The organism is Azospirillum sp. TSO22-1 (assembly GCF_003116015.1).
In the GTDB taxonomy this organism is placed as follows: Bacteria; Pseudomonadota; Alphaproteobacteria; order Azospirillales; family Azospirillaceae; genus Azospirillum.
Window position 1 is genome coordinate 41,416 of sequence record NZ_LGQZ01000084.1, and the last position, 21,717, is coordinate 63,132.

General features: G+C 70.4%; 20 protein-coding genes and 1 pseudogene. 13 read left to right on the plus strand and 8 right to left on the minus strand.

All coding sequences use genetic code 11. The features are described 5' to 3' along the window. The first annotated feature begins 1 nt into the window (after window position 1). Genes TSO221_RS22285 through TSO221_RS22295 form a run of 3 tightly spaced genes read left to right on the plus strand, consistent with a single transcriptional unit; the run spans window position 2 to window position 5,156 of the window. Window positions 2–1,201: an efflux RND transporter periplasmic adaptor subunit gene (locus tag TSO221_RS22285; protein ID WP_247878188.1), complete on the plus strand. Its 1,200-nt coding sequence runs from the start codon at window positions 2–4 to the stop codon at window positions 1,199–1,201. After that, the gene (locus tag TSO221_RS22290; RefSeq protein ID WP_109120721.1) at window positions 1,201–4,329 is read left to right on the plus strand and encodes an efflux RND transporter permease subunit; all 3,129 of its coding nucleotides are present in this window, start codon (window positions 1,201–1,203) and stop codon (window positions 4,327–4,329) included. Before TSO221_RS22285 ends, TSO221_RS22290 begins: the two co-directional genes overlap by 1 nt. Further along, window positions 4,329–5,156: a 3-keto-5-aminohexanoate cleavage protein gene (locus TSO221_RS22295; RefSeq protein ID WP_109120722.1), complete on the plus strand. Its 828-nt coding sequence runs from the start codon at window positions 4,329–4,331 to the stop codon at window positions 5,154–5,156. The genes TSO221_RS22290 and TSO221_RS22295 overlap by 1 nt, the downstream gene beginning before the upstream one ends. A gap of 325 nt (window positions 5,157–5,481) precedes the next feature. Here the strand turns inward: TSO221_RS22295 and TSO221_RS22300 are convergent, their stop codons facing one another. From TSO221_RS22300 to TSO221_RS22315, 4 genes are all read right to left on the minus strand, one after another. After that, window positions 5,482–7,374, minus strand: coding sequence for a PAS domain S-box protein (locus tag TSO221_RS22300; protein ID WP_109120723.1), 1,893 nt, complete (start codon window positions 7,372–7,374; stop codon window positions 5,482–5,484). A gap of 11 nt (window positions 7,375–7,385) precedes the next feature. Then, on the minus strand, window positions 7,386–8,009 hold the full coding sequence (locus TSO221_RS22305; protein WP_109120724.1) for a chemotaxis protein CheC: 624 nt from the start codon (window positions 8,007–8,009) through the stop codon (window positions 7,386–7,388). A gap of 16 nt (window positions 8,010–8,025) precedes the next feature. Beyond that, the gene (locus TSO221_RS22310; protein WP_109120725.1) at window positions 8,026–8,403 is read right to left on the minus strand and encodes a response regulator; all 378 of its coding nucleotides are present in this window, start codon (window positions 8,401–8,403) and stop codon (window positions 8,026–8,028) included. A 313-nt stretch (window positions 8,404–8,716) separates the two neighbouring features. After that, window positions 8,717–9,202 carry a MaoC family dehydratase gene (locus TSO221_RS22315; RefSeq protein ID WP_109120726.1) on the minus strand — a complete coding sequence of 162 codons (486 nt, stop codon included), beginning with the start codon at window positions 9,200–9,202 and terminating at the stop codon, window positions 8,717–8,719. Between the two features lie 121 nt (window positions 9,203–9,323). On the opposite strand from TSO221_RS22315, the gene TSO221_RS22320 reads away from it, so the two are divergent. After that, complete coding sequence (locus TSO221_RS22320) at window positions 9,324–9,911, plus strand: TetR/AcrR family transcriptional regulator (protein WP_109120727.1); 588 nt, start codon at window positions 9,324–9,326, stop codon at window positions 9,909–9,911. Here the strand turns inward: TSO221_RS22320 and TSO221_RS22325 are convergent. Genes TSO221_RS22325 through TSO221_RS22335 form a run of 3 tightly spaced genes read right to left on the minus strand, consistent with a single transcriptional unit; the run spans window position 9,896 to window position 12,118 of the window. Further along, window positions 9,896–10,399 (minus strand): hemerythrin domain-containing protein, encoded by a 504-nt coding sequence (locus TSO221_RS22325; protein ID WP_109120728.1) that lies wholly within the window; start codon window positions 10,397–10,399, stop codon window positions 9,896–9,898. The genes TSO221_RS22320 and TSO221_RS22325 overlap by 16 nt on opposite strands. A gap of 25 nt (window positions 10,400–10,424) precedes the next feature. Further along, window positions 10,425–11,516 carry an NnrS family protein gene (locus TSO221_RS22330; protein ID WP_158284173.1) on the minus strand — a complete coding sequence of 364 codons (1,092 nt, stop codon included), beginning with the start codon at window positions 11,514–11,516 and terminating at the stop codon, window positions 10,425–10,427. Further along, window positions 11,507–12,118 (minus strand): hypothetical protein, encoded by a 612-nt coding sequence (locus TSO221_RS22335; protein ID WP_109120730.1) that lies wholly within the window; start codon window positions 12,116–12,118, stop codon window positions 11,507–11,509. Before TSO221_RS22335 ends, TSO221_RS22330 begins: the two co-directional genes overlap by 10 nt. Window positions 12,119–12,509: 391 nt before the next feature. Here TSO221_RS22335 and TSO221_RS22340 point away from each other — a divergent pair, with 391 nt between their 5' ends. The 7 genes from TSO221_RS22340 to TSO221_RS22370 all read left to right on the plus strand — a co-directional run bounded on the left by TSO221_RS22340 (window position 12,510) and on the right by TSO221_RS22370 (window position 19,399). Next, window positions 12,510–13,478: a lytic transglycosylase domain-containing protein gene (locus TSO221_RS22340; protein ID WP_109120731.1), complete on the plus strand. Its 969-nt coding sequence runs from the start codon at window positions 12,510–12,512 to the stop codon at window positions 13,476–13,478. Window positions 13,479–13,738: 260 nt separating this feature from the next. After that, on the plus strand, window positions 13,739–15,361 hold the full coding sequence (locus tag TSO221_RS22345) for an acyl-CoA synthetase (protein ID WP_247878189.1): 1,623 nt from the start codon (window positions 13,739–13,741) through the stop codon (window positions 15,359–15,361). A 92-nt stretch (window positions 15,362–15,453) separates the two neighbouring features. Continuing rightward, window positions 15,454–16,212, plus strand: a complete 759-nt coding sequence (locus tag TSO221_RS22350) for a glycosyltransferase family 2 protein (RefSeq protein ID WP_109120733.1) — start codon at window positions 15,454–15,456, stop codon at window positions 16,210–16,212. Further along, window positions 16,209–16,520: a lipid-A-disaccharide synthase N-terminal domain-containing protein gene (locus TSO221_RS22355; RefSeq protein WP_199229578.1), complete on the plus strand. Its 312-nt coding sequence runs from the start codon at window positions 16,209–16,211 to the stop codon at window positions 16,518–16,520. Before TSO221_RS22350 ends, TSO221_RS22355 begins: the two co-directional genes overlap by 4 nt. Next, window positions 16,517–18,202 carry a glycosyltransferase family 39 protein gene (locus TSO221_RS22360; RefSeq protein WP_109120734.1) on the plus strand — a complete coding sequence of 562 codons (1,686 nt, stop codon included), beginning with the start codon at window positions 16,517–16,519 and terminating at the stop codon, window positions 18,200–18,202. Before TSO221_RS22355 ends, TSO221_RS22360 begins: the two co-directional genes overlap by 4 nt. Before the next feature lie 13 nt (window positions 18,203–18,215). Beyond that, window positions 18,216–18,950 (plus strand): phosphatase PAP2 family protein, encoded by a 735-nt coding sequence (locus TSO221_RS22365; RefSeq protein WP_109120735.1) that lies wholly within the window; start codon window positions 18,216–18,218, stop codon window positions 18,948–18,950. 125 nt (window positions 18,951–19,075) lie between these two features. Then, window positions 19,076–19,399: a hypothetical protein gene (locus TSO221_RS22370; RefSeq protein WP_109120736.1), complete on the plus strand. Its 324-nt coding sequence runs from the start codon at window positions 19,076–19,078 to the stop codon at window positions 19,397–19,399. Here the strand turns inward: TSO221_RS22370 and TSO221_RS22375 are convergent. After that, window positions 19,374–20,324, minus strand: a complete 951-nt coding sequence (locus tag TSO221_RS22375; protein WP_247878190.1) for an ROK family protein — start codon at window positions 20,322–20,324, stop codon at window positions 19,374–19,376. The two genes, TSO221_RS22370 and TSO221_RS22375, sit on opposite strands and share 26 nt — an antisense overlap. 122 nt (window positions 20,325–20,446) lie before the next feature. On the opposite strand from TSO221_RS22375, the gene TSO221_RS22380 reads away from it, so the two are divergent. Both TSO221_RS22380 and TSO221_RS36510 read left to right on the plus strand, forming a co-directional pair. Further along, window positions 20,447–21,247 carry a hypothetical protein gene (locus tag TSO221_RS22380; protein WP_109120737.1) on the plus strand — a complete coding sequence of 267 codons (801 nt, stop codon included), beginning with the start codon at window positions 20,447–20,449 and terminating at the stop codon, window positions 21,245–21,247. A gap of 376 nt (window positions 21,248–21,623) precedes the next feature. After that, a pseudogene (locus tag TSO221_RS36510) lies at window positions 21,624–21,717 on the plus strand (branched-chain amino acid ABC transporter permease LivH); the annotation flags it as partial.

Genomic DNA, 21,717 nt, shown 5'->3' on the forward strand with positions numbered 1-21,717 from the left:
GATGCTCCTCCTGGTCGCGGCGCTGGCGGCGGGCGGCTACTGGTACACCCAGATGGCGCCGGAAGCCGGCGCCACGGCGGCCAAGGCGGGGAGCGGCGGCAAGCCGTCGATCCCGGTGGTGCTGCAGGCGGCCGCGGTGAAGGCGGTGCCGGAAGACCTGTCCACCATCGGCACCGTGCAGCCGATCGCGACCATCGCCATCAAGGCGCGCGTCGACAACACGGTGGTGGACACCGTGCACTTCACCGAGGGCCAGGAGGTGGCGGCCGGCGACCTGCTGTTCTCGCTGGACGACCGGGCCTTGAAGGCGCAGCTGCGCGTCGCCGAGGCGAACCTGGAGCGCGACCGCGCCAACTTCGAGAAGGCCCGCGGCGACGTCGTGCGCTACGGCGAGTTGCTCCGCAGCGCCGTCGCCGCGCGCCAGCAGTACGACGCCGCGGTCGCCGCCGCCAACGCCCTGGAAGGCACGGTGAAGGCCGACCTGGCCGCCATCGAGAGCGCCAAGGTCTCGCTCAGCTACACCCGCATCTACGCGCCGATGGCCGGGCGCACCGGCACGGTGAACGCCAAGCTCGGCACCATGGTGCGCGCCGCCGACGCCAACCCGCTGGTCACCATCACGCAGCTGCGCCCGATCAACGTCGCCTTCAACGTCGCCGAGCGCAGCCTGCCGGCGATCCGCGCCGCGCTGGCGGCCGGCAAGCTGAAGGTCACCGCGGGCATCCCGGGCGGCAAGGGCCCGCGCGCCGAGGGTGAACTGACCTTCGTGGACAGCCAGGTCGACCAGCAGAGCGGCACCATCCTGGTGCGCGCCACCTTCGCCAACGCCGACACGCTGCTGTGGCCCGGCCAGTTCGTCGACACGGTGCTGACGCTGCGCGTCGAGCCGCAGGCGCTGACGGTGCCGGCGGTCGCGGTGCAGACCGGGCAGGAGGGGCGCTTCGTCTATGTGGCGAAGCCCGACAACACGGTGGACATGCGCACCGTCACGGTGGCGCGCACCTACGGCGACCTCGCCATCATCGGCAGCGGTCTGACCGCCGGCGAGCGCGTGGTGGTGGACGGCCAGTCCCGCCTGTTCCCCGGCGCCCCGGTCGCCGAGCGCGGCCCAAGCGACAACAAGGGCGGTGACACCAAGGGCGGGGCCAAGACCGGCAACGCCGACCCGGCGAAGCCGACCCAATCCGGAGGGCAATCGTGATGAACATCTCCGAGCTGTGCATCCGCCGTCCGGTGATGACCATCCTGCTGACGGCGGCGCTGGTCCTCGCGGGTCTGGCGGCGTACCGGCAGCTGCCGGTGGCGGCGCTGCCACGGGTGGACTTCCCGGTCATCAGCGTGTCGGCCACGCTGGCCGGCGCCAGCCCGGAGACCATGGCGGCCTCCATCGCCTCACCGCTGGAGCGTGAGTTCGCCACCATCGCCGGCATCGACACCATCACCTCGTCCTCGGTGCTGGGCAGCACGTCGATCACCATCCAGTTCGTGCTGGAGCGCGACATCGACGCCGCCGCCGCCGACGTGCAGGCGGCCATCGCCCGCACCCAGCGCCGCCTGCCGGCGGAGATGACGACCCCGCCCAGCTACCGCAAGGTCAACCCGGCCGACCAGCCGATCCTGTTCCTGTCGCTGCGCTCGCCCACGCAGACGCTCTCCACGCTGAACGATTACGCCGAGACCATCGTGCAGCCGCGCCTCTCGACCCTGGACGGCGTGGCGCAGGTGCAGATCTATGGTTCGCAGAAGTACGCGGTGCGCGTGCAGATCGACCCGGACGCGCTGTCGGCCCGCGGCATCGGCATCGACGAGGTGCAGAAGGCGATGGCGTCCGCCAACGCCAACACGCCGGTCGGCACGCTGTCGGGTGTGCGCCAGCAACTCGTCCTCGCCGCCAACCCGCAGCTGCCCAACGCCGAGGCGTTCCGCGACCTGATCATCGCCTTCCGTAACGGCGCGCCGGTGCGCATGGGCGACGTCGCCACGGTGCTGGACTCGGTCGAGAACACCCGCATCGCCAACTGGTACAACGGCACCCGCGCCATCACGCTGGCGGTGCAGCGCCAGCCCGACGCCAACACGGTGGAGGTGGTGGACCGCGTGCGCGCCCTGCTGCCCGCCTTCAAGCAGCAGCTGCCGCCCAGCGTCGAGATCGGCGTCACCAACGACCGTTCGCAGTCGATCCGCGAGGCGGTGGAGGACGTGCAGTTCACCCTGGCCCTCACCATCGGGCTGGTGATCATGGTGATCTTCCTGTTCCTGCGGAAGCTGTCGGCGACGCTGATCCCGGCGCTGGCGGTGCCGATCTCGCTGATCGCCACGGCGGCCGGCATGTACAAGATGGGCTTCTCCATCGACAACGTGTCGCTGATGGGCCTGACGCTCGCCGTCGGCCTCGTGGTGGACGACGCCATCGTCATGCTGGAGAACATCGTCCGCTACATCGAGGAGGGCATGCGCCCGTTCGAGGCGGCGCTGAAGGGCTCGCGCGAGATCGGCTTCACCATCGTGTCGATCACGCTGTCGCTGGTGGCGGTGTTCATCCCCATCCTGCTGATGGGCGGCGTGGTGGGGCGCGTGTTCCACGAGTTCGCGGTGGTGGTGACCATGTCCATCGCCGCCTCGGCCTTCGTGTCGCTGACGCTGACGCCGATGCTGTGCTCGCGTTTCCTGACCCGCGAGAAGCACGGCGAGGAGGAGGGCGTCTTCGGCCGCGTGCTGGAGGGCGGCTTCAACGCCATGCTGCGCGGCTACGAGGCGACCTTGCGTGGCGCGCTGCGCTGGCGGGCGATCACCGGGCTGGTGTTCCTCGGCACCATCGCGGGCTCGGCCTACCTGTACAACGCCATCCCCAAGGGCTTCTTTCCGACCGAGGACATCGGCCAGCTGTTCGTCACCACCGAGGCGGCGCCCGACATCGCCTTCCCGGCGATGGCCGAGCTGCAGCGGCAGGCGGCGGCGCTGGTGCAGCAGCACCCGGCGGTGGAGTACGTCAACGCCGCGGCCGGCGCCGGCGGCCCGAACGCCACCGGCAACGCCGGGCGCATGTTCGTCGCCCTGAAGCCACGGGACGAGCGTGCCCCGGCGCAGCAGATCGTGCAGGAGCTGCGCCGCGACATGCAGAAGATCCCCGGTCTCGCCGCCTTCATCCAGCCGATCCAGAACCTGCGCATCGGCGGCCGCGCGTCGAAGAGCCTGTACCAGTACACCGTCCAGGCGCTCGACCTCTCCGACCTGTACCTGTGGTCGCAGAAGCTGGAGCGCGCGCTGCACGACGTGCCGATCCTGCAGGACGTCACCACCGACCTGCAGCTCAACAGCCCGCAGGCCTACGTGCACGTCGACCGCGAGAAGGCGGCGACGCTGGGCGTGGCGGTGGACCAGGTGCGCTCGACGCTCTACAGCGCCTTCGGGCAGCGGCAGGTGTCGACCATCTACACCCCGTCCAACGACTACCAGGTCCTCATCGAGCTGGACCCGAAGTACCAGCAGGACGACAGCGCGCTGTCGCGCGTCTATGTCCGCAACACGACGGGCAAGCTGATCCCGCTCGACGCCTTCGCCCGCGTCGAGCGCACCGCCGGCCCGCTGTCGGTGAACCACCAGAGCCAGCTGCCGGCCGTCACCATTTCGTTCAACCTCGCCCCCGGCGCGGCGCTGGGCGAGGCGGTGGAGCAGGTGCGCGCGGTGGAGCAGCGGCTCGGCCTGCCGGCCACCGTGTCCACCGGCTTCGCCGGCACCGCGCAGGTGTTCCAGGACGCCCAGAAGGGGCAGGCGCTGCTGATCGGTGCGGCGGTGCTGGTGATCTACATCGTGCTGGGCGTGCTGTACGAGAGCTTCGTCCACCCGCTGACCATTCTGTCCGGCCTGCCGGCGGCGGCGGTGGGCGCCCTGGCGACGCTGCAGGTGTTCGGGCAGGAGCTGAACGTCATCTCGGTCATCGGCATTCTGATGCTGATCGGCATCGTCAAGAAGAACGCCATCATGATGATCGACTTCGCGCTGGAGGCGCAGCGCGAGCAGAAACTGTCCCCGCGCGACGCCATCGAGCGCGCCTGCGTCCTGCGCTTCCGCCCGATCATGATGACGACCATGGCGGCGATCATGGGCACGCTGCCCATCGCCGTCGCCCACGGCGCCGCGGCCGAGCTGCGCCAGCCCCTCGGCCTCGCGGTGGTCGGCGGCCTCGTGGTGTCGCAGGTGCTGACGCTCTACATCACGCCGGTGCTGTTCCTGTACATGGAGGACGCCGGACGCCTCGCCGCGCGGCTGCTGCACCGCCGCCCGGCGCACGACGAGCACGGCCACGCGCTGCCGGCGGGCGAGGACTGATGGGCGACGCGCCGTTGATCGTTGCGGTGGCGCCGAACGGCGCCCGCCGCGGCAAGGCCGACCACCCGGCGCTGCCCATGACGCCGGACGAGCTTGCCCGCGAGGCCGCTCGCTGCCGGGAGGCCGGAGCGGCGATGATCCACCTGCACGTGCGCGACGCCGATGGCCGGCACACGCTGGACGCCGACGCCTATCGCGCCGCCACCGCCGCCATCCGGCGCGCGGTGGGCGACGGGCTGCTGATCCAGGCGACCACCGAGGCGGTGGGGATCTACACCCCGGCCCAGCAGATGGCGGCGATGCGTGCCCTGCGGCCCGAGGCGTTGTCCGCCGCCGTGCGTGAACTCGTGCCCGACGCCGCGTCGGAGCCCGAGGCCGCGCGTTTCCTGGCCGAGCAGGCGGGGGCGGGAACGCTGATCCAGTACATCCTCTACGACGCCGACGATGTGCGGCGCTTCGACGACCTGCTGGCGCGCGGCGTGGTGCCGGCGACGGGGGCGAGCGTGCTGTTCGTGCTCGGCCGCTACAGCGCCGGCCAGCAGTCGGACCCGCGCGATCTGCTGCCCTTCCTGGCGGCCTGGACCCGGTCGCTGCCCTTCGCGGTGTGTGCCTTCGGTCGGCGCGAGACGGCCTGCATCGCGGCGGCGGCGGCCTTTGGCGGGCACGGCCGCGTCGGCTTCGAGAACAACCTGCTGCTGGCCGATGGTGGCGTGGCGCCGGACAACGCGGCGCTGGTGCGGCAGGCGGCGGACCTCGCTCCGCTTCTGGGCCGCCCCCTGGCGACCGCGGAGCAGGCGCGGGCGCTGTTTGCCGGCGCTTCTACTTAAGGCGTATTCCCTTTACGGAATACGCCTTAGGCAGCAGGTTCCGACCCTCCGAAAGCATAAAGGCGCTATTACCATAGATCGCTTCAAAGTGGCCTTCGACTTTGGCATAAAGCCTTCAAGCGAAGTCGAACGGGGAACCCCGGATCGGTTTCGGGGGAGGAAACGCCAATAGTTAAATAAATAGAAACAACTGAAGCCCGGCGCTTATGGCGACCGGGCTTTTTCATGTCTTCGGGCCAAAGCGGTATTACCAGTGTGTGTGGTGCGGAAGCCGGTTCTGCTCTTGCTGGTTTGGATAGAGTCGCGATAGTGGGGTGAGCGACCTTTAGGCCTGCTTCACCCCGTGCCGGCTGCGCGGGCGGCGCAGGCCGGCAGCGCGGATCGCCTCGGCGAGCGTGCGGCGCAACTGCTCGGGCTCGACCGGTTTGTGCAGGATGGTGAAGCCTTCGGTCTGGCTGTCGTGCACGCACTCCGGGCTGTTCTCGCCCGTCAGCATCACCGCCGGGATGTGCGTGCCGAAGCGCGCGCGGATGGTGTGGATCGCCTGGGTGCCGGTGCGCTCCTCGCGCAGGCGGTAGTCGGCGACGATCACGTCCGGCGCCCGCGCCGCGCCGGACAGCTCGGCCACCGCCTCGTCGCAGGATTCCGCGGTCTGCAGCGTGTAGTCCCACTGCTCCATCAGGGCGCGCAGACCCATCAGGATCACCGGGTTGTCGTCGATCAGGATGGCGAAGACGCCGCTTCCGTCCAGCCGCTCGGGTGCGTCCGGTCCCACCGCCTCGACGCGGTCGAGCGGCACCTCCACCGTGAACACCGACCCCTGGCCCGGTACCGACCGCACGTCCACCGGGTGGTCGAGCAGCCCGGCCAGCCGCCGCACGATGGCGAGGCCGAGGCCGAGGCCCTGCTTCTGGTCGCGCTCCGGGTTGGCGAGCTGGTGGAACTCGGTGAAGATCTCCTCCAGGCTCTCGGGCGGGATGCCGATGCCGGTGTCGCGCACCGAAATGGCCAGCCGGGCGCCGCGCACCGCGCACTCGACGCCGATGACGCCGTGCCGGGTGTAGCGGATGGCGTTCTCGACCAGGTTGCGCACCATGCGGCCGAGCAGGTTGGGGTCGCTGTGCACCGCCACGTCCGGCGCGCTGACCGACCAGCCCAGCCCCTTGGCGGCGGCTACCCCGGCGTAGCCGGAATCGATGGCGTCCATCAGGTCGGAGATCGGGAACGCCTCGCGCTTGGCGTGGACGATGCCGGCGTCGAGCTTGGAGATGTCCAGCAGGCTGTCCAGCAGGCCCTTCAGCGCGCCCAGCGCCTTGTCCATGTGGCTCAGCACCTCGTGAGTGCGGCCGTATTCCTGCCCGGTGGCCAACGCGGCGGAGAACAGCATCAGCGACTGCACCGGCTGGCGCAGGTCGTGCGTCGCCGCGGCGAGGAACTTCGACTTGGCGCGGTTCGCCGTTTCGGCGGCGATGCGGGCGGCGACGGCCTCCTCCTTCGCGGCGATGATGGTGCGCTCCATCTCGATGCGCGCGGTGACGTCGCGCATGATCGCGGTGAAGAAGCGCCGTCCCTCGGCCGTCCAGGCGCCGATGGAGATGTCGACGTGCACCTCGCGCCCGTCGGCGCGGTGCACGCGGGTGCGGCCCTCTTCGAACTGCTCCAGCCGCACGGCGACGGGGGTGTCGACCAGCGCGCCGTCGACGCTGCCGAACAGCGCGTGCGCGGCGCGGTTGGCGGAGTGGATGATGCCGCTCTCGTCCACCGTGACGATGGCGTCGGTGGCGGTGTCGACGATGGCGCGGTAGCGTGCGGCGCGCCCCTGGCGCAACTGCCGCTCGCGCCGCACCGACACGGTGATGTCGTGCACCTGCAGCAGGCAGCCGGTGCGGCCCTGCAGCGGCTTGGTGATGATCGACTGGTGCGTCGGCTGCGTCTGATCGCCGACGCGGTTGCCGAGCGGCAGCAGGTTCGGGTTCAGGTAGTGCGAGACCACCGACGAGGTGCCGAAGGCCAGCGTCTCCTCCACCGCGCGCGCCAGGCGGCTGTCGGCGAGGTCGGGGAACAGCGCGAACAGCGGCTTGCCCAGGACGTCGGCGGCGGACAGGCCCGACTGCTCCGCCATCCAGCGGTTCCAGCCGCGCACCGCCTGCGCCCCGTCGAGCACGATGATGCCGACGTCGAGGTCGTCGAATCCTGCCGGTGAGTCGAGGTCGGACATGGCGCCGCCCCTCAGGCCTGGCCGGCGTAGGGCGCGATCATCGCCGCCACGCTCTGGCGCAGCGCCATCAGCGACGAGACGCTCATGACGATCAGGATGAAGCCCTTGATCCCGCGTTCCTTCATCGTGAAGTCGACGTGGAAGACCATCACCTGGTCGGACTCCACGGTGCCGCCGTAGGTGAGGATCTCCAGCGCGGCACCATAGATGACCCGCGGCAGCGAGGTGGTGATGCGCTGGTGCAGCATGTTGGCCAGCGTCGACAGGCAGCTGTTGATCAGGATGTTGCCGATCTCGCTCAGCGCCTCCTGCTCCATCTCGATGATCTCGTCCAGGTCGGCCATGTGCGGCAGCACGGCGCGCACCAGCTCCAGGCTGTTCGAGACCGGGAAGACCATAACCGCGGCGCCGGAGAAGCTGCCGTGGAACTCCTCGCCGACGGCGACCAGCTGGTCGTCCGGGCGGGCGGTCAGCGCCGCGGCGGCCGAGGCGCGCGGCACCACGTGCACCTTCGGCACGGTCAGCGCCACGCCGCCCTGCACCATCTTGCTGAGCGTCACCGCCGCCTTGCTGACCGAAACGTTGACCAGTTCGGTCAGAGCGTCCGTCTCCAGCTCACTGAAGGATTCCAGCATGGCGCGGTCCCGCGGCTCAGGCGCTGCGGCGCTGCGCGGCGGGCGCGGCGACGAAGCCGGCCAGCGCGTCGCGGGACACCGGCTTTTCCAGGAACGCCGCGCCGAGGTCGCGGGCTCGCTCCAGCACGTCGGTCTGTGCGTTGGCGGAGACGATGGCGATCGGCAGGTCGGGCCGGCGGGCGCGCAGGCGCGCGGCCAGCTTCAGCCCGTCCTCATCGGGCATGTTGAAATCGATGAAGGCGGCGGTCAGCGTGTCGACCCCGTCCACCTGGTCGGCCTCGGGGCCGGTGGCCGCTTCGAGAATGGCACAGTCCGGGTGCAGGTCGCGCAGGGCTTGGCGCACCACCATGCGGGCGAGCTTGCTGTCGTCCACCACAAGAAACGTTTCCGCCATGATGCCCTTGCCGTCGTGCCCGCGTCGGATCGCCGCCGCGGCAAGGATTCGCGCGCCGTGTTGCTGGACACGTACACGCTGCAATGCCGCGAATGTTCTCCCACTTCAGGGTTGATCAAATAGGGGTTTATCCAGTGCCGTCAACAAGAAGACGGTCATTAGCCCGTTTGGACGGGGCGCCATGACTGCCGTATAGGCGGATATGCCCAGCATTTTTCTTAAGTATCGATGGTGAGGCGGAACGCTTTGTCATCAAACAGAAAAAAGGCGGCGGCCGGGAGCCCGGCGCCGCCTTTGGAGGTGGGGAGGCCGCCTATTCGGCGGCGGCGCGCCGATCCACCTCGGCGCTCGCGTCGGCGGGGGAGCGGCGCTGGACCAGCAGGTTCGCGGTCCAGTGCAGGACGTCCTCGCCGTTCTGGTTGCGGGTGACGACGCGCACGCGGACCACGCCCTGGTCCGGCCGCTTCGTGGAGGGGCGCACCTCCAGCACTTCGCTCTCGGCGGTCAGCGTATCGCCGGCACGCACCGGGCGCGGCCAAGCCAGCGATTCCACGCCCATGCCGATGAAGCCGCCGGCGAAGGTGTGCGGGCCATCGACGATCATCCGCATGGTCAGCGCCGCGGTGTGCCAGCCGCTGGCCGCAAGACCACGGAACACCGTGCCCTTCGCCGCCTCGGGGTCGAGGTGGAAGGGCTGCGGGTCGAACTGCCGGGCGAAGGCGAAGATGTCCTCCTCGCTCACGGTCACGGAGGTGCCGGTGTGGCGGTCGCCCGGCTTCAGGTCGTCGAGGTAGAGCATGCGTCCGGGGCTCCTCGATAGGAATGCGGGCCGAAATGGTGTTGAGACAGATCTGTCTCATGGCTTGCGATGGTAGAGACAGGTCTGTATCATGTCAACGCGGTTTTTGGCGGGCGGGACGATGAGCGACGAGGGGCGCCGCACGGCGCGCGAGCGGATCCTGGACACGGCGGCCGAGCTGTTCTACCGCGAGGGCATCCGCGCGGTTGGTATCGACACGATCATCGCCCGCTCCGGCGTGGCGAAGATGAGCCTGTACCGGAACTTCGCCTCCAAGGACGAACTGATCTGCGCGTGGCTGGAGGACACCGAGGCCAAGTTCTGGGCGTGGTGGCAGGGTGTCGTGGCCCGTCACCCCGGCGACCCGCGGGCGCAGTTGAAGGCGCTGTTCGCGGCGCTCGGCAAGTGGTCGGCGCACCCGAAGTTCCGCGGCTGCCCGTTCATCAACACCACGGTGGAGTTTCGCGACACCGACCATCCCGGCCGCGCCATTGCCGAGCGCCACGCCCGCGCCATGCGCGACCATCTGCGCGATCTGGCGGTGCAGGCCACCGCACGCGAGCCGGAGGCGTTGGCCGAGCATCTGCTGCTGCTGATGCAGGGTGCCTACGCCGGCGGCCGGATGCTGGGCCCCGACGTGGCGGCGCGCGCCATCCCCGCGGCGGCGGCGGCGCTGATCGACGCGGCGTGCGGTCAGGACGCGCGGTAGCCCGCCGCGATCTTCGCGTCCAGGTCCGGGTTGTTGAGCATCAGCGCCTCGACGGCCAGCAGGAAGGCGGTCTCCTCGATCTGCAGGTGGCGCTCCAGCCGGTCCAGGATGTCCCAGCCGAAATGGACGAAGGCGCCGTAGCTGTCCTCGTCGAAGCCGTCGCGCAGCGCCAGCGCGCAGTAGCGCTGCAGGCGCCGGCCGATGGGGCGCATCACCTCGTGCTCGTTGAACAGGTGCTGCACCATCTCGTGCCCGCCGGAGTCCGCGATCAGCGGGAACAGCACCCGCTCCTCGAAGTCGAAGTGGGTGGTCAGCTCGCTCTCCAGCTCGGTGTTGAGGTCGGCGACCAGGGCGCGAACCTCCTCATCGAGCGCGGGGATGCCGCGGGCCTCGGCCTGCTCCAGGTGCGTCTCCAGCCGGTTGAGGAGGGCGGCGGTGCGATCGTGGTCCTCGTTGATGAGGCGGCCGGTCTGGGAAATGGCCTGCATGGGGGACCCTCCTCGGTCCAAACGGTCAGCGGCGGCGCAGAATCCGCCCGACCACGACGAAAAGCAAGCCGTGCGCCGCCATCCAGGCGAGCACGGCCAACGGAAGCAAGAGGCCCGGCGCCAGCCACCCCGCACCAACCCGCAGCAGCGCCGCGGCGCCGATGAGCACCACGGCCAGCGTGGCGGCGGGCGGGAAGTCCGGCGGGCAGGCCTCGCGCTGCAGGGTGACGCGCACCATCATGGCGCCCGCCAGTGTGCCGAGCGCCGCCGTGCCCAGCAGGTGCCAGCCGGCGCCGCCGGGCAGGGGAGCGACGCGCTCCACCGCCGCCGCGAGCCAGCCGAGGCCGAGCCATGCGGTGCCCAAGTGCAGGCTCCACAGGTCCGGCCGCCCGAGCACCGCCGAGGTCCGCCAGCGCGCCAGCCGCAGCCACGCCGCCAGCCCGGTCACCGCCGCGCCGGCGGCACCCGCCTCCGGCAGCCAGCCGGTGGCGACCGATGCCGTGGCGAGGACGCCGCCGGCGATGCCGATCCACTCGATGCGCGGCTGCACCCGCTCGACCAGCAGGCCGCCCTGGCGGCGCACCTCGCCGGCGGTGGCGGCGGGGATGACGCGGCCGCCCATGGCGAACAGCAGCAGACCCACCACGTGCAGGGCGAACAGCGCGCCGGTGCGGCCGTCGCCGCCCCAATACAGCGCTTCCGCCAGCGCGAAGGCGCCGACCAGCGGGCCGAAGACGGCGTTGTGGCCGCTCTTGGCGGCGCGCAGGAACGGCCAGCCGCCGAGCGCGAACAGCACCAGCGGGTAGGCCAGCGTCATCGGCACCGCCAGTGCCGCCGGCAGCCCGGCCAGTACCGCCGCCCGGCCGAGCAGCCACGCCGTGACCGCCAGGGCCAGCGCGCCGCGCGACGGCTTGGTCAGCAGGAAGCCGCCGACCACCGCCAGCGCGTAGCCCATGACCATCTCGTGCGCGTGCACGGCCGGTGTCCAGGCGGCGGGCAGCAGGCCGGCGTAGGCCGCCGTCCAGTACGGCACCGACAGGCCGGCGTAGGCCAGGGCCAGCGGGAAGAACACCCGGTGGCCGCTCGGCCGGCGCGCGGCGGGGGCGTCTAGGCCCACGCGGCGAGTTCCACCAGCGCCGGGTCGTCGGCGTGATCGACAAGGATCGCCTTCACCCGGCCCTGCCACAGCGCGCGGAAGCGCTCGGCGTCCCCGGCCGAGCCGGCGCCGTTCAGCACTGCCGGCAGCAGGTCGCGCGTCTCCGGCGACGAGGGGACGGCGGCGCCGCGGAAACTCGCCTGCACGCCGGCCCCGGTGTCGAGCCGGCGGAAGGCAATGTCGCCGGTGATGTTGGCGCCGAAGAACAGGCGGTCGCGGCGGTCGAAGTGGCCGGCGATGCCCTTGAAGCCGTCGTCGCCCGCCGCCCCGGTGAGCAGCGCCGCCACCCGGCCCATCACGCCGGTGGCGCTGGTGGTCTCGGTTTCGCGGAAGTGCACCTGGATGCCGCCGCGCTCCGGCAGCGTGTCGCCGTAGAGGTGGTTCAGCGCCTTCACCGTCATCAGGTAGGCGCCGGCCAGCGTCGGGCAGGAATGCCCAGCGAGCCGGACGGCGTCGGCGTAGCCGTACTCCAGCACGCCGTCGTCGCTGGCGCCGAGGAAGGCGCTGAGCGGGTCGCGGACGCGGATGCGCGGAGCGTGGTCGTAGAAGGCGGGGAAGGGCATGGGGCATAGACTCCGGCCGGTGAGGGGAGGGTGCACGCTAGCCCGGCGCGGCGCCGTCCGATTTGACCGCGGACAAACCGTTGCGCGGTCATGTCCGAGTCGCGACCGGTGCCGCGCACGATTCGGAAAAGGTTCGGGTTCGGATAATGCTGTGTCCCACGCTTGTCTGCAAAATGTTCCGTCTTGGGCAGAACAGATCGGAAAAACGGCGTAGCTGATGTCGCAGTCTGCCCTTGCCGCTTGACTTGGCCGGACGTCTCACTGAAAAAGCGAACTACTCCTATCGATCGTATGACATCGGATCGGGCGCTTTTTAGTGAATATTCACGGCAATCTGGCCCTGGCGGGCACGAAAGAGCGTTCGGCGCGGTTTGCCCTTGGCGCTCTCCTGATGATCGGGGCCAGTCTGGCGGGGTGCGCAACCACCCAACCGACCCCGGTGGCGGAAGCTCCGGCTGCCGAGGCGCCGATCGATCCCAACGATCCCCTGGCCCGCTGGGTCCCCCACATGCGCGAGGCGTCGGCCCGCTTCGACGTGCCGGTGCCGTGGATCCGCGCCGTGATGCTGCGCGAGAGCGGCGGCCGCGCCACCGTCAACGGGCGCGTCATCACCAGCTCGGCCGGCGCGCTCGGCCTGATGCAGGTGATGCCCGGCACCTACGACCTGATGCGCAACGCCTACGGCCTGGGTTCCGACCCGGCCGACCCGCGCGACAACATCATGGCCGGCACCGCCTACCTGCGCGAGATGTACGATCTGTTCGGCGCGCCGGGCTTCCTCGCCGCCTACAACTGCGGTCCGAAGTGCTACGCGCAGCACCTCGCCGGCAAGCAGAAGCTTCCGCGTGAGACGAAGATGTACCTCGCCGCGCTGACGCCGAAGGTCGGCAAGGACGAGCCGCGCATGCCGTCGGCCTCCAGCAGCGCCACCGCGGTGGAGGTCGCCGTCCTGCCCCCCAAGCCGGAACAGGCCAAGCCGGAACCGGCGAAGGCCGAGCCGGCCCGCAGCGAGGCGCCGATGGCCCCGCCGCCGCCGGTCTTCGTCGCCGCCGCGCCCGAGCCGCCGCCCGCTCCGCCGCCCGCTCCGCCGCCGGCGCTCGCCCCCGCGCCCGCCCGGGAGAAGCCGCAAACGGCGCCGCTGCCGGCGCCGGTGCAGGTTGCCGCGGCCCAGCCGGCGGCCAAGGCGGCCAAGCCGAACATCCGCTACCAGATCGCCGAGGCGTTCCTGCAGCCGGGCATCGACCCCGACCGCGTGCAGATCCGCTTCGTCACCCAGCGCAGCGACGGCTGCGGCAGCCTGAAGGGCAAGGACAGCGTTTGCGTCGCCCAGACCCCGCCGAGTGCGTCGACGCGGTTCTGATCGCCGGAAAACAAGGGCTTTCACACGGATTTCACGGATTTAGGCACGGATTGCACGGATCTTTCCTGATCCGTGCAGAATGCCTGTTCGTCCCAAACGCGCAGGCTTGAGAGCGTCCGTGCAATCCGTGCCTAAATCCGTGAAATCCGTGTAAATCTTGTGTTCGGAGCTGCGGTTTAACGCCCCGCCGCGCGCCTTTCCCTTGCCCGGCCCGTCGCGCCCGCCCTACCATGCCGGCGAACGCCCAAAGGGAGGATGCCGTGGACGAGTCCGGTTTGAACAAGCGCGCCGCCAACCACCAGCCGCTGACGCCGCTCGACTTCCTGCGCCGCTCCGCGCAGGTCTATCCGACCAAGACGGCGTGCATCTACGGTGACCGCCGTCTGACCTACCGTGAGCTGGAGCAGCGCGCCCGCCGCCTCGCCAGCGCGCTGGAGCGCGCCGGCATCCGCACCGGCGACGTGGTCTCGGTGCTGATCCCCAACACGCCGGCGATGCTGGAGGCGCACTTCGGCGTGCCCGGCTGCGGCGCGGTGCTGAACGCCATCAACACGCGGCTCGACGCCGCCACCGTCGCCTTCATCCTCGGCCACTGCGAGGCGAAGCTGTTCATCGTCGACCGCGGCCTGGCGTCGATCGCCCGCGCGGCGCTGGACGGCATGGAGAGCAAGCCGCGCGTCGTCTGGATCGACGACCCGCACGCCCAGGGCGCCGAGCCGGTCGGCGACACGGAGTACGAGGACTTCCTCGCCACCGGCGACCCGGAACGGCCCTTCACTTTCCCGGACGACGAGTGGGCGTCGGTCGCGCTGAATTACACCTCCGGCACCACCGGCAACCCGAAGGGTGTTGTCTACCATCACCGCGGCGCGCACCTGAACGCCTTGTCCAACGCGCTGACCTTTGCGCTGACGCCGCGCAGCGTCTATCTGTGGACGCTGCCGATGTTCCACTGCAACGGCTGGACCTACCCGTGGGCGGTGACCGCGGTGGGCGGCACCCACGTCTGCCTGCGCGCCGTCGATCCGGCCGAGATCTTCCGCCTGATCGCCGAGGAGAAGGTCACCCACCTGTGCGGCGCGCCGGTGGTGCTGACCATGCTGATCCACGCCCCGGATGCGGCGAAGCGCACGTTCGGCCATGGCCCGGTCAGCGTCGCCACCGGCGGCGCCGCACCGCCGAGCGCGGTCATCGACAAGATGGAGCGCATGGGCTTCGCCGTGACCCACCTCTACGGCATGACCGAGTGCTATGGCCCGGCCAGCGTCTGCGCGTGGCAGGAATCGTGGGACGACCTGGAGCTTGAGGAGCGCGCCGTGCTGATGGCGCGCCAGGGCGTCAACATGGTGATGATGGCCGAGCAGACGGTGCTCGACCCCGCCACCGGCCAGCCGGTCCCGGCCGACGGCGAGACGCTGGGTGAACTGGCACTGCGCGGCAACACGGTGATGAAGGGTTATCTGAAGAACCCGAAGGCCACCGAGGAGACGCTGCGCGACGGCTGGCTGCACACCGGCGACCTCGCCGTGCTGCACCCCGACTCCTACGTCGAGATCAAGGACCGCTCGAAGGACATCATCATCTCCGGCGGCGAGAACATCGCGTCGCTGGAGGTCGAGGAGGTGCTGTACAAGCATCCCCACGTCATGGAGGCCGCCGTGGTGGCGCGTCCGGACGCCAAGTGGGGCGAGACGCCCTGCGCCTTCGTGACGCTCAAGCCCGGCTCCGAGGACCAGGTGAGCGAGGCGGACATCATCGCGTACTGCCAGCAGGCCATGGCCCGCTACAAGGTTCCGCGCACGGTGGTGTTCGGCCCGCTGCCGAAGACCTCGACCGGCAAGATCCAGAAGTTCGTGCTGCGCGACCAGGCGAAGGGGCTGTAGACGGGGCGATCGGGCGGGCCGACAGAATCCCCTACCGCTCGCCCCGCTCCGGCGGTATTTTCACGGCCGTTTGAGCATTGGGGTTAGCGCCTGTGAGCATTCCTGCGGCGGACCGGGGGCCGGTGCGGCTGTCGGTCGTCATTCCCGTCCTCAACGAGTCGGAAAACGTGCTGCCGTTGCTCGACGAGATCGAGCGGGCGCTGGCGCCGCTCGGCTCCTTCGAGGCGATCTTCGTCGACGACGGGTCCACCGACGACACCGCGGCCATCCTGGCGCAGGCGATGGCGGAAGGGCGGCCGGTGCGCCTGCTGCGCCACCGCAAGCGCTCCGGCCAGAGCGCCGCCGTGCGCACCGGTGCCAAGGCGGCGCGGGGCGAGTGGGTCGGCACGCTGGACGGCGACGGCCAGAACGACCCGGCCGACCTGCCGGCGCTGCTTGCCCGCACGCAGCAGGACGACCACCCGATGCTGGTCGGCGGCTTGCGCCGGAAGCGGCAGGACACGCTGTCCAAGCGTCTTGCCTCGCGCTTCGCCAACAAGATCCGCCAGGGGCTTCTGCAGGACGGCTGCACCGACAGCGGCTGCGGCATCAAGGTGTTCCGCCGCGACGTCTTCCTCGACCTGCCGTTCTTCGGCGCGCAGCACCGCTTCATGCCGGCGCTGTTCCGCGCGCACGGCCACCACGTCGCCTACATCCCGGTCAATCACCGGCCGCGCAACGCCGGCGCGTCGAAGTACACCAACCTGCGCCGCGGCCTGATCGGCGTGGTCGACCTGCTGGGCGTCTACTGGCTGAAGCGCCGCACGGCGCTGTCGCCGGTGATCGAGGAACGCGGGGGGCCGGCGGCGTGATCGACAAGCTGGTCGCCTGGTACGCTGGCACCTCCACGACGGAGATGGTGTGGATCGGCGTCGGCTTCTTCGCCCAGGCGCTGTTCATGATGCGCTTCGTCGTGCAATGGATCGCCAGCGAGCGCGTCCGCCGCTCCATCGTGCCGGAGACCTTCTGGTACTTCTCGATCGGCGGCGGCCTGCTGCTGCTGGCCTATTCGATCTACCGCGTCGACCCCGTCTACATGTTCGGCCAGGGCCTCGGCCTGCTCATCTACTTCCGCAACCTGTACTTCGTCTGGACGCACAAGGGGACGGAGGCCGCATGAGCGCCGCGCCGGACACCGCCCGCTGGGCCGGGCTGGAGGGCGCCGCCGGGGCGCGGGTGCCGCTGCTGGCCTACGCGCTGCTGGCCCTGCTGGCGGTGGCGCTGTTCTTGCCGGGCTTCACCGTCGTGCCGCCCTTCGACCGCGACGAGGCGCGCTTCGCCCAGGCGTCCTACCAGATGCTGGAGAGCGGCAACTACGTCGACATCCGCTTCCAGGACGAGGCGCGCTACAAGAAGCCGATCGGCATCTACTGGCTGCAGGCCGCCGCCACTGCGCTGAGCGGCGAGCCGGGCAAGGCGATCTGGACCTACCGCATCCCCTCCATGCTCGGCGCGGTGCTGAGCGTGCTGCTGACCGCCTGGATCGGCGCGCGGCTGTTCGGGCCGGGGGCCGGCGTGCTGGGCGCGGTGATGCTGGCCGGCTGCGTCGTGCTGGGCGTCGAGGCGCGCATGGCGAAGACCGACGCCGTGCTGCTCGCTACCATCCTGGCCGCGCAGCTGGCCCTGGCCCGTCTCTACCTGCGCCGCGACGAGCCGGAGGAGGGCCGCGCCACGGCGGTGGCCTTCTGGGTCGCCGTGGGGATCAGCATCCTTATAAAGGGGCCGCTGGTGCTGCTGGTGTCCGGCGCCACGCTGGCCGGGCTGGCGCTGTGGGAGCGCCGGGTGGCGTGGCTGAGGAAGCTGAGGCCGCTGCTGGGCCTGGGCATCGTCGCCGCACTCGTCGCCCCCTGGCTGATCGCCATCGCCATCCAGAGCAAGGGCGCCTTCTTCGCCGAGTCCGTCGGGCACGACATGCTCGGCAAGGTCGCCGGCGGGCAGGAGGGCAAGGGATTGCCGCCCGGCTACTATCTGGGCACCTTCTGGATAACCTTCGCGCCGTGGTCGTTCCTGACGCTGCTGGCGCTGCCCTGGGTGTGGCTGAACCGCCGCGCGCCGGCCGTGCGCTTCTGCGTCTGCTGGATCGTCCCGACCTGGATCGTGTTCGAGGCGGTGCCGACCAAGCTGTTGCACTACACGCTGCCGGCATTCCCGGCCATCGCCCTGCTGACCGCGCAGGCACTGCTGGACGGCTTCGCCCGCACGGCGGAGAAACCACGTCGGGGATTGCTGTACGCCGCCGCCGCCCTCGGTACCGCGACCTGGGCGCTGCTGGCGGTGGCCATCGCGGTGGTGCCGTGGATGATCGACCAGCGCATCGCCTGGGCGGCGCTCGCCATGCTGCCGCCGGTGCTGGCGCTGTACGTGTGGGGTGTACGCCTCGTCGTCCGTGGCGAGGGCTGGCGTGGCGCCGCGGCGGCGTTGGGCGCTGCGGCGGTGCTGTACGCGGCGACGTACGCGCTCGTGCTGCCGGGCATCGATGGGCTGTGGATCAGCCGCTCCGCCGCGCAGGTGGTGTCGGCGGTGCGGCCGTGTCCGGGCACCACGGTGGCCTCGGCCGGCTATTCGGAGCCGAGCCTCGTCTTCCTGGTCGGCACGCGGACCAAGCTGGTGAACGGCGAGGGGGCGGCGAAGCACCTGCTGTCCGACCGCGCCTGCGCGCTGGCGCTGGTCGACGTGCGCGAGCAGGCGGCCTTCCGCGCTGCGCTGGACGGCGTGGAACCGAAGCCGCTCGGCGAAGTTCACGGCTTGAACTACAACAACGGCCGCCGCATCTCCCTGACGCTGTACGCCGCTCCGCCCTGAACGACAGGATCCCATGGCCGCCACGCGCAACCGCACGCTCTTCGCCCTTCTCTGGCTGAGCATCGCGGCACTGGCGGTCGTCCTGCTGATGCTCTACGTGGACCGGACGGTGTCGGCCGCCGCCCGGATGGCTCCTGAAACGGTGGTCACCATCTTCGGGGTCATCACCTTCTTCGGGTACAGCTGGCTGTGGTGGGGGCCGGCGGCGCTGCTGTTCGCCGTCTTCCTGGCGCTGTCGCGCCGTCCGAACCTGCACGCGCTCTACTACCGCTGGGCGGCGGAGGCGGCGGCCTTCGTGGTCGCCGCGATAGGCGGGTCGAGCATCGTCGTCGGCATCATCAAGCGCGTGGTCGGCCGTGCCCGCCCCTACGTCGAGCTGCCGCCGGAGGGCGACGCGTTCAGCTGGTTCGTGCTGAACGACGACCTGCAGTCCTTCCCCAGCGGCCACGCCGACACCTTCCTGTCGGTGGCGACGGTGCTCTCGTGGCTCATGCCGCGCTGGCGTTGGCCGATCCTGCTGGCCGGCGTGGTCGGCGCCTTCAGCCGCGTCGTGCTGCACGTCCACTACGTCAGCGACATCGCGGTTGGCGGGGCCATCGGAGTGGGCGTCGCGGTCTTCATGCGCGCGTGGTTCGCCGACCATGGCTGGGCCTTCCGGCGGCGGCGCGACGGTTCGATCCGGCTGAAGCCAGTCGGGCGCTGGACGCTCATGCGCGTGCGGCGTCGGCTCCTGCGGCGGCGCGCCTGACGCGGCACCACCTTTCTTGCGGCTTGGCGGCTCCAGGCGGGCTAACACCCCCGCGCCCTGGAATTCCATCCGGACCTGCGGCCGAATGCGGGCTGACACCCCGATTCCGGCAAAGGTTCGCCTGCATGATTCGCACCCTGGCGCTGCTGTCCGCCCTCGCCGTTCTGAGCGCTCCCGCGCTGGCCCAGGATCAAAAGGTCCCGCAGTGGATGATGGACGAGGCGCTGCCGGTCGGCCCGCGCGTTCCCGTCGAGAACCCGAACGCCGTGGGCACCCGACCGGCGTCGCGGCCCAACCACATGGCCAGCAGCAACCAGTTCCACGCCGACACGAAGCCCAAGGTCGGCACGTTGCAGCCGATGTACGGTTCGCGCAACTCGCTGCAGCTGGAGCGCTATACCCGGCCTTCGGCCAACCAGCCGGTCAAGGCGCCGCCGCGCCCGCGTTGACCGTTTCCAACCCCTCCGGCCGCCACAGCCACGCCGCGCCGCGCACGCCGCTCGAATCGCCATGCACGGCGCGGCGCACCGGCGTGTCGATGCGGTCGGAGAAGCTCCAGTGCTCGATCAGCGGCGGCAGCGCCCCGTAGAGCGCCTCCACGTTGGACAGTCCGCCGCCCAGCACGATGACGTCGGGGTCGAGCAGGTTGACCACCGTCGCCAGCCCGCGCGCCAGCCGCCCGCACAGCCGGTCCAGGGTCGCGCAGCACGCCGCGTCGCCACCCGCCGCCCGCGCCGCGATCTCCTCGGCGCCCAGCGACTCGCCGGTCGCCCGCCGGTGGTCGGCGGCCACACCGGGGCCGGAAACGAAGGTCTCCAGGCAGCCGGCCTTGCCGCAGTAGCAGGTGGGGCCGGGGCGTTCGCCGTCGGCGGGCCAGGGCAGGGGGCTGTGGCCCCACTCGCCGGCCACCGCGTTGCGCCCCGACAGCGGCCGGCCGTGCACGACGATGCCGCCGCCGCAGCCGGTGCCGAGGATCGCCGCGAACACCACGCCGCAGCCGGCCCCGGCGCCGTCCGTCGCCTCCGACACGGCGAGGCAGTTGGCGTCGTTCTCCAACCGCACCGGCCGGCGGAGCACCGCTGCGAGGTCCGTGTCGAGCGGTCGGCCGTTCAGCCAGGTGGAATTGGCGTTCTTCACCAGCCCGGTCGCCGGCGAGACGATGCCGGGGATGCCGACGCCCACCGTGGCGCGCCTGCCGGCCTCCGCCTCCAGTCCGGCCACGAGGTCGTGGATGGTGCGCAGCGTGCCGTCGTAGTCGCCCTGCGGCGTCGGAACCCGGCGCCGGGCAAGCTGGTTTCCCCGGCGGTCGAGCACGATCCCTTCCGTCTTGGTGCCCCCGAGATCGATGCCGATGCGCAACGCCGGATTGGACAAGGAGGGGCTCCCGCGGATTGGGGTTTGATCGCGACCAGCTCTATTGTAGAAGCAAGAAAGGAGACGGCGGCATCCAAAAGTCTGTATCCGCCGTCATAGGACCCAGGAACCGGAGCTTACCGATGCATCGCATGCGCGCCGTCACCGCGTCTGCTTCCCTGTCGTTCCGCCGTGCCGTGCGCGTGGCGTCCGCGCTGGTCGTGGCGGGCGTCGCCGCCGGCGTGGCCCTGCCGGCCGACGCCGCCCAGTCGGCGCAGAGCAAGCCCGCGGCGCAGAGCAAGCCGGCACAGGCCAAGGCGAAGCCGACCGCCAGCGGCCCGCACGCCTGCTACAGCCGGTCGGAGCACGCGGCCGAGCAGCTGATCCGCATGCACAGCGAGATGATGATCACCGGCCTGACGTGCAAGGACGTAATGCCGGAGAAGGCGCCGTTCGCCAAGTACCAGGAGTTCACCGTCAAGCATCGCCCGACCATCTCGAAGGCCGAGGGCGAGCTGATGGGCCACTTCCGCCGCACCGGCAAGGGCAACGCCACCAACAAGTTCGACACCTACCGCACCGAGGTGGCGAACGAAGTCAGCCGACGCGCCTCGATCATCGGCACCGAGAACTATTGCAAGACCTTCGTGCCGCGCATCGAGAACGCCATCTCCCTCAGCCCGGACGAGGTGCGCACCCTCACCGCCGACGAGAAGGGTGCCGGCCTGATGCACCTCAGCCAGCAGCCGCTGTGCGACGTCAAGGTGGTGAGCGGACCGGATCTCCCCGCCGGCCCGGTGCTGGCCTCCGCCGAGCCGCCGCGCTCCAAGTCGAGCAAGAGCAGCAAGCCCGCCAAGTCCGCCAAGCCCGCCGCGCCGGCCAAGCCGAAGACCGCGGCGGCGGAGTCGTCCACCCAGACGGCCTCCAGCGAGGGCAAGCGCTGACCCGTCTCCACGGTCAGCACCGCGTGACGTCGAAGCCCCTCCGGCACCCCGCTGGAGGGGCTTTCCTTTTGTGTCCGGATTGCGCTGTCATAGGCTCGTCATAGAACCATGAAGGCTATGTATTTCAGCAGCTTGCCGCCTGCTTTTGCAGCATCCTCCGAAATTCGGAGGATGCCGGATGGATTGTGGTTTTCCCCACTTGCCGTAGACAATCCGTCGGGCTAACGTCCCGGACTCAAGGAATGTGCCCGGCGCGGACTACGCGCGGGCTTTTGAACAGGTCAGGTCAGGGAGCGGCAGTTCACGTGAACGGGGACCCTTGCGTTCTCGCCTCGCTGCCCGTCCGTTTGCCACGCGCTGAGACGGGAAGAGGCTAATGGAATATTTCCTTCAACAGCTGATCAACGGGCTGACGCTGGGGGCGATCTACGGCCTCATCGCGATCGGCTACACGATGGTCTACGGCATCA